A 10,181-nucleotide genomic window follows, 5' to 3' on the forward strand; every position below is an offset into this window, starting at 1 on the left:
GCGGCTCCATCCTCTGGCTACGCAGCCTGCCAGCCCTCCCGTGATCTCAACTCAGAACAGGCCCTAGGAGCTAGGAGCTAGGAGCTAGGAGCGGCGGCGGGGCTTGGAGCCCTTGCCGCCCTTCGCGTTCCTGCCGCCGCCGGATCCGGCTCGGGGGTTCCGACCGGTCGACTTGCCCGCGGTGGGACGCTGCTTGGCCTTGGGCTGCTGCTTCGGTTCCACGGTCTTGGCGCGGCCTCGCGAACTGTTGACCGTTCGGCCTCGGACGATCCCGATGAAGTCCTCGACCATGTCGGTGGTCGCGTCCTCGGGCCACGACAGGGCGACCCGTGACTCGGGGGCGTCCGTGACCGGCCGGTAGGTGAGGTCCTTGCGGTGGTGGAGCCGGGCGAGCGACTGCGGCACGACGAGCAGCCCGATGCCGGCCGCCACCAGCTCGATCGCGTCCGCCGTGGTGGCGGGGCGTTCGAAGGCCGGCTCTCCCGGCGGGTGCTCCCAGTCGAGGGTGTCGTCGAGGGGATGCAGGACGACTTCGTCCGCCAGGTCCTCGGTGGTCACCTCGTCGACCGCCGCGACGACGTGGTCCTTCGGGATCACGACCACGGTGGTCTCGGTGTAGAGGGGGATCGCGCTGAGGTCGGTCGCGTCCACCGGCAGCCGTACGAAACCGGCGTCGGCGTCGCCGCCCCGCAGCACGCCGAACGCCTCGGCGGCGGACACCTGGAGGAGGGTGAGGGGGATGTCGGGCAACCGCTCGTTCCAGATCCGCACCCACTTCGTGGGCGTCACTCCCGGGACGTACGCGAGCCGGAACGAGGAGGATGCTTCCGAGCCAGTCACGTGACCAGGCTATCGGGCGGCGGCAGGGGCGGTGGCACGGGCAGGGGTGGGAGGCCGGGCATCGGCCGTGGCCCGACGGCTCTGTGGTCAGCGGTGGCGCACATGCTCGATACCCTGGACACCATGACGTCGCACCAGACCACCCAGACCATGAAGCCCGCGACCGCGGCGAAGAAGCTGGGTGTGTACCTCGAAGCCACCCCCGCCGAGTTCCAGGAGGGCGTCATCTCGCGCGCCGAGCTGAACGCGCTCCAGGCGAACCCGCCGGCCTGGCTGGAGGAGCTGCGCAGCAACGGCCCGCACCCCCGACCGGTGGTCGCGGCGAAGCTGGGCGTCTCCATCGCCGGGCTCGCCCGCGGTGGCGTCACCGAGGCCCTCACCACCGAGCAGATCGAGGCGCTGAAGACCGACAACCCCGAGTGGCTGCAGAAGGAGCGCGCCACTCAGGCGGAGGTCCGCAAGGAAGGCGCCCGCATCAAGAAGCGGAACGCCGAACGGGCGGCCCAGTCGGGCGACCGGCGTTCCTGAACGCGAGCCACGGCGGATCGGCGGCGGCTTCTGGTCCTGGGGCTGAGCCTGGCCGATGGCCGATGGCCGATGGCTATGGCGATGGCTGATGGTTCGGCGGGCTCGAAAACCGCGAGCCATACGGGCGAGGGCCGGGCAGGATGCCGTCTGTGAATCATGTCCTGTGCGGGCTCGCCGCCAACCCGGCCCTGCCGCCCGAGCTGGTCGACCGGCTGATCGCGGTCGCGGACGACGACATCGCCGGGGAACTCGCCGGTCGAACGGACCTCAGCCGTGCGCAGGCGGTCGCGTTGGCCTCGCGGGACGAGGCGATCGGTGTGCGGCTGGCATACGAGGGGCGGCTGACCGCGGCCGACGTGGATCCCACGGCGCAGCCACTCGTCGCCCTCGCCCTGCTCGACGAGGGTGCTGGCAGCCCGGAGTGGGCTCGTCTCCTCATGGTGGATCCGGTCGTCTCGAATCGCGAGAAGCTCGCCGCCTGCCCCGGCCTCCCTCCCGACGTGGTGGAGACGCTCGCCTCGGACTCGGACATACGGGTCGTCGCGGAGCTCGCGCTGTGGTGCGCACCCGACGTGGCCGCCCGCCTCGCGGAGCATCCGCATGCCGAGGTCCGCCGCACGGTCGCGGCCAACGAGGCGACGCCGCCGGACGTACTGGCGGCGCTCATCAGCGGCGAGGGGCTGACTCCCGCGCGGCGATGCCTGGTCTGCGACCGTGAAGAGCCGCCGTTCTCGCACAGCCCGGACTGCCCGAGGCCCGACTGCGATCTGCCCCCGGGCGCCTCCTGCGACGGGTCCCACGAATCCACCGTGCACACCACGCTGCTGGCGGCCCTGAGCAACCCGGCCACACCCCCCGAAGCGGTCGCCGGCTTCGCAGACCACCCCTCGATGCTGCTGCGTCAGGCGCTCGCGACCCGCCCCGCTCTGCCCCCGGAGACGTACGCACGGCTCGCCACGGACCCCACGCCCGGTGTCCGCGCCGACGTCGCCGAGAACCCCGCGATCGACGACACCCTGATCCGCACGCTGGCCGACGACCCCGACCCCGGGGTGCGGCGAGGCCTCGCGCACAACCCCCGCGTACCGCTCGACGTGCTGGCCCGCCTGGCCGCCCGCACCAGGGTCGGTCCCACCCTGCTGCCCCGAATCGCCTCCGCCTCCGCCGCCGAGGTGACGGAGCTGGCCCGGTCGCTGCACCCCGCGATGCGGATGCTCCTGGCCGAGCGGCGTGATCTGTCGGCCGAGATCCGCGACCTCCTGGCCGACGACCCCGACGCGAAGGTGGCCAAGTCCATCGCTCCGCACCCCGGCCTCTCCGCAGCACGGTTGCGCGCCATGGTCGATCGGTTCGGAGCCCAGGTCACCGCCAAGGTGGCGACCAACCCGGACGCGACTCCGGCCCTGCTGGAGCACATCACCCGGCACGGACCCCCGGTACGGAAGGCACTCCGCGAGGCCGCCCGGCACCCCCGTGCGACGCCCCCGGCCCTGCTCGCCTGCCTCACGGACGAACGCGCGAGACCCCTGGCCGCCGCCCACCCGGCACTCCCACCGACGACCATCGCGCAACTGCTCACCGACCCCGCCGTGCGGGTGGCGGAAGCGGCAGCCACCAACCCATCGCTACCGCGCACAATGATGACGACCCTGCTGCCCGAGCCGTGCGCAGACATCCACCGAGGGAATCAGTCAGCGCCGGACAACCCGTGCCACCAGTGGCCGCACCCGTCGGAACAGTAGCGCTCGCGGCGCCGCTCGTCGGCGATCGCGAGCACCGCGATCAGCAGCCGGAACGCCTTCCGACGCTCGTCCAGAGGCGCGAGCTGGGCGATCTTGCCCAGTTGCTGGTCGATCCGGCCGCGGGTGATCAGTACCACGGGCGTGTGCGTGGGGCGCAGCCCGGCTCGGCGAACGCCCTCCGGCCCGTCCTCGGTGACGGCGCGAGCCTGGACGCAGTAGTGGGCCAGGAATCGTAGCGTCCCGGACTGTGCCTCCGGACTGAGGGCGTCGAACCACTCGATGCCGTACGACATCGGGCGCAGCCCTTGGGCGAGTTCGTTGAGCAGTACGTCGCGTTCGGTCATGGTTGCCTCTTGTCGGGACGGGCGGTGCTCCGTCGCAGGCCCGGGGGCAGTGGAACCGGAGCGGTGGCCGTGCGGGCATCCTGCCTGCGCCGCTCATGGCTCGGCATCTGCTTTCCTCACAGCGGCCCGGTTCAGCCTCTTCCCCGCGATTGCATAAACGTGCAGCGAAACGTATAGTCATGCCATCCAAGAGGAGGGTTCCATGGCGGTACGCGCGGCGGTGGCGGGAGCGAGTGGTTATGCGGGCGGCGAAGTGCTGCGCCTGCTGCTCGCGCACCCCGAGGTCGAGATCGGTGCTCTGACCGGCAACTCCAACGCGGGCCAGCGGCTCGGCGGGCTACAGCCGCATCTGTTGCCGCTGGCCGGGCGGGTACTCCAGGAGACCACGGCCGAGGTGCTCGCCGGGCACGATGTGGTGTTCCTCGCGCTGCCGCACGGGCAGTCCGCCGCCGTGGCCGAGCAGCTCGGCCCGGATGTGCTCGTCGTCGACATGGGCGCCGACTTCCGGCTCAAGGACCCGGCGGACTGGGAGTGGTTCTACGGCTCGCCCCACGCCGGGACCTGGCCCTACGGCCTCCCCGAACTACCGGGTGCCCGCGCCGCGCTGGAGGGGTCCAAGCGCATCGCGGTACCCGGTTGCTACCCCACGGCCGTCACCCTGGCCCTCTTCCCGGCGTACGCGGCCGGGATCGCCGAGAACGAGGCCGTGATCGTCGCCGCGTCCGGCACGTCCGGCGCCGGCAAGGCGGCCAAGCCGCATCTGCTGGGCTCCGAGGTCATGGGCTCGATGTCGCCGTACGGCGTCGGTGGCGGCCACCGGCACACCCCCGAGATGATCCAGAACCTCGGCGGGGTGGCGGGGGAGCCGGTCTCCGTCTCCTTCACGCCGACCCTCGCCCCCATGCCCCGTGGCATCCTCGCCACGTGCACCGCCAAGGCCAAGCCCGGCGTCACCGCCGACTCGGTCCGCGCCGTGTACGAGAAGGCCTTCGCCGACGAGCCGTTCGTCCACCTGCTCCCCGAGGGACAGTGGCCCGCGACGGCGTCCGTCTACGGTTCCAACGCCGTATCGGTGCAGGTCGCGTACGACGAGGCGGCGGGCCGCATCATCGCGATCAGCGCCATCGACAACCTCACCAAGGGCACGGCAGGTGGCGCCGTCCAGAGCATGAACATCGCCCTCGGGCTCACCGAGAGCACCGGGCTGACGACGATCGGAGTCGCACCGTGAGCGTGACGGCAGCAAAGGGATTCACGGCGGCGGGCATCGCCGCCGGGATCAAGGAGAGCGGCAACCCGGACCTGGCCCTCGTGGTCAACAACGGGCCCCGCCTCGCCGCCGCGGGCGTCTTCACCTCCAACCGTGTGAAGGCCGCGCCGGTGCTGTGGTCCGAGCAGGTCCTCAAGGGCGGCCAGGTCTCGGCCGTCGTCCTCAACTCCGGTGGCGCCAACGCCTGTACGGGCCCGAAGGGCTTCCAGGACACCCACGCCACCGCCGAGAAGGTCGCGGACGTCCTCGAAGGCCACAGCGCCGGTGAGATCGCCGTCTGCTCCACCGGGCTCATCGGTGTCCTCCTGCCCATGGAGAAGCTGCTCCCAGGTGTCGAGACGGCCGCCGCCCAACTCTCCGAGCACGGCGGCGAGAAGGCCGCCATCGCCATCAAGACCACCGACACCGTGCACAAGACGTCCGTGGCCCAGGGCGACGGCTGGACCGTCGGCGGCATGGCCAAGGGCGCGGGCATGCTCGCCCCCGGCCTCGCCACGATGCTCGTCGTCCTCACCACCGACGCCGACCTCGACAGCGGGACGCTCGACAAGGCCCTCCGGGCGGCCACCAAGGTCACCTTCGACCGGGTCGACTCCGACGGCTGCATGTCCACCAACGACACCGTGCTGCTGCTCGCCTCCGGCGCCTCCCAAGTCACCCCGGGCTACGAGGAGTTCGCCGAGGCCGTCCGCAAGGTCTGCGACGACCTCGGGCAGCAGCTCATCCGGGACGCCGAGGGCGCAAGCAAGGACATCAAGATCGAGGTGATCAACGCCGCGACCGAGGACGACGCCGTCGAGGTGGGCCGCTCCATCGCCCGCAACAACCTCCTCAAGTGCGCCATCCACGGCGAGGACCCCAACTGGGGCCGCGTGCTCTCCGCCATCGGCACCACCTCCGCCGCCTTCGAGGTCGACCGGCTCAACGTCGCCATCAACGGCGTCTGGGTCTGCAAGAACGGCGGCGTCGGCGAGGACCGCGACAAGGTCGACATGCGCTACCGCGAGGTCCGCATCGTGGCAGACCTCGCGGCAGGCAATGAGTCCGCGGTGATCTGGACCAACGACCTGACGGCCGACTATGTCCATGAGAACAGCGCCTACTCCTCTTGACGTGCCCGCTTGGTTGTCGCGGGTCCTCGTCGTCGCCGACGAGGGTTCCTGCTTCACAGGCGGCCGCTCGCCCTCGGACGAGTCCGGGGTAAGTCTTACGCCGCCTCCACAGGCCAAGACCGCCCGCCCGGCGGCTGATCCAAGATTCTTCCGAAAGTCGGCTATGACGGTCAATCACTCAGAAGAGCGAAAGTCCCCCACCCGCAAGCACACCGCCCTCCCCAAGGCCCAGATCCTCATTGAAGCGCTGCCCTGGCTGACCCGTCACAACGGCAAGACGGTCGTCATCAAGTTCGGCGGCAACGCCATGGTGAACGAGGACCTCAAGGCCGCCTTCGCCCAGGACGTCGTCTTCCTGCGCCAGGCCGGCATCAAGCCTGTCGTCGTGCACGGCGGCGGTCCGCAGATCAGCGCCGCCCTCGACAAGCACGGCATCGTCAGCGAGTTCAAGGCCGGCCTGCGCGTCACCACCGAGGACGCCATGGACGTCGTACGCATGGTGCTCGCCGGACAGGTGCAGCGCGAACTGGTCGGACTGCTCAACCAGCACGGGCCGCTCGCCGTCGGACTGACCGGCGAGGACGCGCACACCATCACCGCCACCAAGCACCAGCCCGAGATCGACGGCGAACTGGTCGACATCGGGCGGGTGGGCGAGATCACCGCGATCGACACGGGCGCGATCGAGGCACTGCTCGCCGACGGCCGTATCCCGGTCGTCTCGTCGATCGCCCGTAGCCAGGACGACGGACATGTCTACAACGTCAATGCTGATACGGCGGCTGCGGCACTCGCTGCTGCTCTTGGCGCCGAGACCCTCATGGTCCTCACCGACGTCGAGGGCCTCTACGAGGACTGGCCCAACTCCGACGAGGTGATCAGCCGCCTCACCGCTTCCCAACTGGAGAAGCTGCTGCCGGAGTTGTCCTCCGGCATGGTGCCGAAGATGGAGGGCTGTCTGCACGCCGTACGCAACGGCGTCAACACCGCCCGTGTCATCGACGGCCGGGTCCAGCACTCGATCCTGCTGGAGATCTTCACCGACGAGGGCATCGGCACGATGGTCGTGCCGGACGCCACAGATCAGGGGGACGCCGTATGACCACGAACGAAGAGCTCACCCAGCGGTGGCAGGGCTCGCTCATGAACAACTACGGCACCCCGAAGCTGCCCCTCGTCCGCGGTGAGGGCAGCAAGCTGTGGGACGCGGACGGCAAGGAGTACGTCGACTTCGTCGGCGGCATCGCCGTCAACGCGCTCGGCCACGCCCACCCGGCCGTCGTCGAGGCCGTCAGCACGCAGATCGCCTCCCTCGGCCATGTCTCCAACCTGTTCATCGCCGAGCCGCCCGTCGCGCTCGCCGAGCGGCTCCTGGAGCACTTCGGCCGGGACGGCAAGGTCTACTTCTGCAACTCCGGTGCCGAGGCCAACGAGGGCGCTTTCAAGATCGGCCGGCTGACCGGGCGGACCCACATGGTCGCCACCCAGGGCGGCTTCCACGGCCGGACCATGGGCGCCCTCGCCCTCACCGGCCAGCCCGGCAAGCAGACCGGCTTCCACCCCCTGCCCGGTGACGTCACGCACGTCCCGTACGGTGACGCGCAGGCCCTGGCCGCCGCGGTCACCGAGGAGACGGCACTCGTCATCATCGAGCCCATCCAGGGTGAGAACGGTGTCGTGGTCCCGCCGGTCGGTTATCTGAAGGCTGCCCGGGCCATCACCGCCGCCGGCGGCTCGCTGCTGGTCCTCGACGAGGTGCAGACCGGCATCGGCCGGACTGGGCACTGGTTCGAGTACCAGGCGCACGAGGGCGTCCTGCCGGACGTCGTCACCCTCGCCAAGGGTCTCGGCGGTGGACTGCCGCTCGGCGCGACCGTCGCTTTCGGGCGGGCCGCGGAGCTTCTCCAGCCAGGCCACCACGGGACCACCTTCGGCGGGAACCCCGTCGCCTGCGCCGCCGGACTCGCCGTCCTGGAGACCATCCAGGCCGAAGGGCTCCTGGAGAACGTCAAGCGGCAGAGCGAGAAGCTGCGGGACGGAATCGAGTCCCTCGGCCACCCGATGATCGACTATGTCCGTGGTGCGGGCCTCCTGCTGGGTATCGTGCTCACCGAGCCGCTCGCGCCACTGGCGCAACAGGCGGCTCAGGACGCCGGTTTCCTGGTGAACGCGCCCGCCCCCGATGTCGTACGGCTCATGCCCGCGCTCAACATCGGCGACGCGGAGGTGGACGCGTTCCTCCAGTCGCTGCCCGGCATCCTGAACGGGGCGCTGGCCGCGCACGAAGCCAGTGGGGACGGACGATCCGGGGAATGAGACGACGATGAGCCAGGCGCAGGAGCACGACCAGGCGGGGCCCGCCGTGCCGCAGACCCGCACGGCCCGCCACCGCCGGATCGTGGACATCCTCAACCGGCAACCGGTGCGGTCGCAGAGCCAGTTGGCCAAGCTGCTGTCCGACGACGGGCTGAGCGTCACCCAGGCGACGCTCAGCCGGGACCTGGACGAGCTCAACGCGGTGAAGATCCGCAACACCGACGGCGACCTCATCTACGCGGTGCCGAGCGAGGGCGGTTTCCGGACCCCCCGGGCTCCGCTGGGCGAGTCGGCGAAGGAGGAGCGGATGCGGCGGCTCTCGCAGGAGCTGCTGATCTCCGCGGAGGCCTCCGCGAACCTCGTGGTCCTGCGTACGCCTCCGGGCGCGGCCCAGTTCCTCGCCTCCGCGATCGACCAGGCCGAACTGCACGACATCCTGGGGACCATCGCGGGCGACGACACGTTGCTGTTGATCAGCCGGGATCCCGTGGGGGGACAGGCCCTCGCCGAGCATCTTTTGAGGCTGGCTCAGAACGGACACTGAGAGGGGCGGTTACTGCCGTGCGCCGACTGCGGGTGAGTGGGGGCTGATCGCGCAGTTCCCCGCGCCCCTTACGGAGCACGGCTCGCCGTACTCAGCTGCGGGCAGTCGTGCCGCTGGGGCGATGGGGGTACCTCCCGCTCGAGCGAAGTCGAGAGTGGGGGAGGGTGGGCGCAGCGGCACCTCGTAGCGCCGAGTCGCGCAGCCCACCCCCGCCCAGCCGCAGCACCGGCGCCGAGCTCTGTCAGCCCAGGCGGGACGCGAGCCCCCCGGTGCACCGCACCTCGTCCCCCGCCGTGATCAGCAACGCCTCCGTGTCCGGCAGGGACTCCAGCCACGCCAAACCCTCCCGCGAACCCATCGCGAACGCCGCCGTAGCCCAGCAGTCCGCCCAGGTGAGGTGGGGGCCCACCGCGGTGACCGAGACCAGGTCCGTCACGGCGGACTTGCCGGTGCGGGGGTCGACGATGTGGGCGCCGCGCTCCGCCGTACCAGACGTGGCCACCGCCAGCCGATCCGCGCCGGCGGCGGTGACGACGGCGGCCAGGCCACCGGGGCGCAGCGGGTCCGCCACACCGACCCGCCACGGCCGGTCGGGGCCGGGCACGCCGCAGAGCTGGACGTCCCCACCACCGTTGACGCTCACCCCGACCGCTCCGGCCTCGACCAGACGCAGGGCGGCCCGCTCGGTGGCCCACCCCTTCACCAGCCCGGTAGGGTCGAAGCGGCCCTCGTACGTGGCGCTGAACCAGCCCTCGCTCAACCGCTCGGCCTCGGCGCACAGTTCGAGGACCTCGGCGACCTCCGGATCGCACTCCTCGATCGTCACCTCACCCCGGTCGAGCCGCGAGATCTGACTGTCCTCGCGGTAGGTGCTGAACACCTCGTCCACCGTGTGCAGCCCGGCCACCGCCTCTTCGAGCGCGGCCTTGACCGCCGTGGGCTCGCCTCCCCGTATGTCGAACGAGAAGACGGTACCCATGGCCTCCTCGGCGTGGCGCAGTTGGGAGAGGGGTATCCCGGCGGGGTCGGTCCCCGGATCAGCCACCGGCCTGGTCCAGCGCGGACTGGAGGGACTCCTTGTAGCCACCGCTGGTGTACGTGGCACCCGAGACAGCATCGATATCAGCGCTCCCTGCCGCTACGGCGTTCTGGTTGAGCTGGGGAATGGCCGTGCCACTGATCTGGGTGCTGCGCCCACCGCTGGGCTGCTGCAGCGCCTCGGCCTGGGTGATCTTGCCGCCGTTGACGGTGATACGGACCTGAACCGGCCCGTAGTCCGTCTGCACGGCGCTGCCCGTGAGCACCTGAGTACCCGTCGACTGCCCGGTCCCGGTATCCGCGGCCCCGGAGTCTTCGGCACCGCCGCCCGCGTCCTGCTGGCCGCCCGCCTCGACCTCGCCACCGGACCCCTCCCCGCTGCCGGCCTGGTCGAGGGCGGACTGGAGGGATTCCTTGTAGCCGGCGCTGGTGTAGGTGGCGCCGGAG

11 protein-coding genes are annotated in these 10,181 nt (G+C 70.9%); 7 read left to right on the forward strand and 4 right to left on the reverse strand.

The annotated features are described in order from the left end of the window. Positions 1 to 84: 84 nt before the first annotated feature. Complete coding sequence (locus tag F3T56_RS22605; protein ID WP_149827199.1) at positions 85 to 840, reverse strand: LysR family substrate-binding domain-containing protein; 756 nt, start codon at positions 838 to 840, stop codon at positions 85 to 87. A gap of 123 nt (positions 841 to 963) precedes the next feature. Between F3T56_RS22605 and F3T56_RS22610 the strand changes: the two genes are divergently transcribed. Both F3T56_RS22610 and F3T56_RS22615 read left to right on the forward strand, forming a co-directional pair. Then, a complete protein-coding gene (locus tag F3T56_RS22610) occupies positions 964 to 1,368 on the forward strand; it encodes a DUF5997 family protein (RefSeq protein ID WP_149827200.1) in 405 nt (134 codons plus the stop codon). A 149-nt stretch (positions 1,369 to 1,517) separates the two neighbouring features. Next, entirely contained in the window at positions 1,518 to 3,110 is a 1,593-nt protein-coding gene (locus F3T56_RS22615; RefSeq protein ID WP_246203768.1) for a hypothetical protein, read from the forward strand. Here F3T56_RS22615 and F3T56_RS22620 read toward each other — a convergent pair. Continuing rightward, positions 3,056 to 3,454 (reverse strand): DUF5958 family protein, encoded by a 399-nt coding sequence (locus tag F3T56_RS22620; protein ID WP_149827201.1) that lies wholly within the window; start codon positions 3,452 to 3,454, stop codon positions 3,056 to 3,058. The genes F3T56_RS22615 and F3T56_RS22620 overlap by 55 nt on opposite strands. 202 nt (positions 3,455 to 3,656) lie before the next feature. Between F3T56_RS22620 and argC the strand changes: the two genes are divergently transcribed. From argC to F3T56_RS22645, 5 genes are all read left to right on the forward strand, one after another. Next, the gene (gene argC, locus F3T56_RS22625) at positions 3,657 to 4,685 is read left to right on the forward strand and encodes an N-acetyl-gamma-glutamyl-phosphate reductase (RefSeq protein WP_149827202.1); all 1,029 of its coding nucleotides are present in this window, start codon (positions 3,657 to 3,659) and stop codon (positions 4,683 to 4,685) included. After that, positions 4,682 to 5,836 carry a bifunctional glutamate N-acetyltransferase/amino-acid acetyltransferase ArgJ gene (gene argJ / locus F3T56_RS22630; RefSeq protein WP_149827203.1) on the forward strand — a complete coding sequence of 385 codons (1,155 nt, stop codon included), beginning with the start codon at positions 4,682 to 4,684 and terminating at the stop codon, positions 5,834 to 5,836. Before argC ends, argJ begins: the two co-directional genes overlap by 4 nt. Positions 5,837 to 5,999: 163 nt before the next feature. Further along, complete coding sequence (gene argB, locus F3T56_RS22635) at positions 6,000 to 6,938, forward strand: acetylglutamate kinase (protein ID WP_149827204.1); 939 nt, start codon at positions 6,000 to 6,002, stop codon at positions 6,936 to 6,938. Beyond that, positions 6,935 to 8,152, forward strand: a complete 1,218-nt coding sequence (locus tag F3T56_RS22640; protein ID WP_149827205.1) for an acetylornithine transaminase — start codon at positions 6,935 to 6,937, stop codon at positions 8,150 to 8,152. The genes argB and F3T56_RS22640 overlap by 4 nt, the downstream gene beginning before the upstream one ends. Before the next feature lie 7 nt (positions 8,153 to 8,159). Next, positions 8,160 to 8,696 carry an arginine repressor gene (locus tag F3T56_RS22645; RefSeq protein ID WP_149827206.1) on the forward strand — a complete coding sequence of 179 codons (537 nt, stop codon included), beginning with the start codon at positions 8,160 to 8,162 and terminating at the stop codon, positions 8,694 to 8,696. A 241-nt stretch (positions 8,697 to 8,937) separates the two neighbouring features. On the opposite strand, the gene F3T56_RS22650 is transcribed toward F3T56_RS22645, so the two are convergent. Next, a complete protein-coding gene (locus tag F3T56_RS22650) occupies positions 8,938 to 9,675 on the reverse strand; it encodes an FAD:protein FMN transferase (RefSeq protein ID WP_149827286.1) in 738 nt (245 codons plus the stop codon). A gap of 58 nt (positions 9,676 to 9,733) precedes the next feature. Then, on the reverse strand, positions 9,734 to 10,181 hold a 448-nt coding region (locus tag F3T56_RS48060; RefSeq protein ID WP_246203769.1), incomplete at its 5' end, for an FMN-binding protein.

Source organism: Streptomyces tailanensis (assembly GCF_008386495.1).
Taxonomy (GTDB): Bacteria; Actinomycetota; Actinomycetes; order Streptomycetales; family Streptomycetaceae; genus Streptomyces; species Streptomyces tailanensis.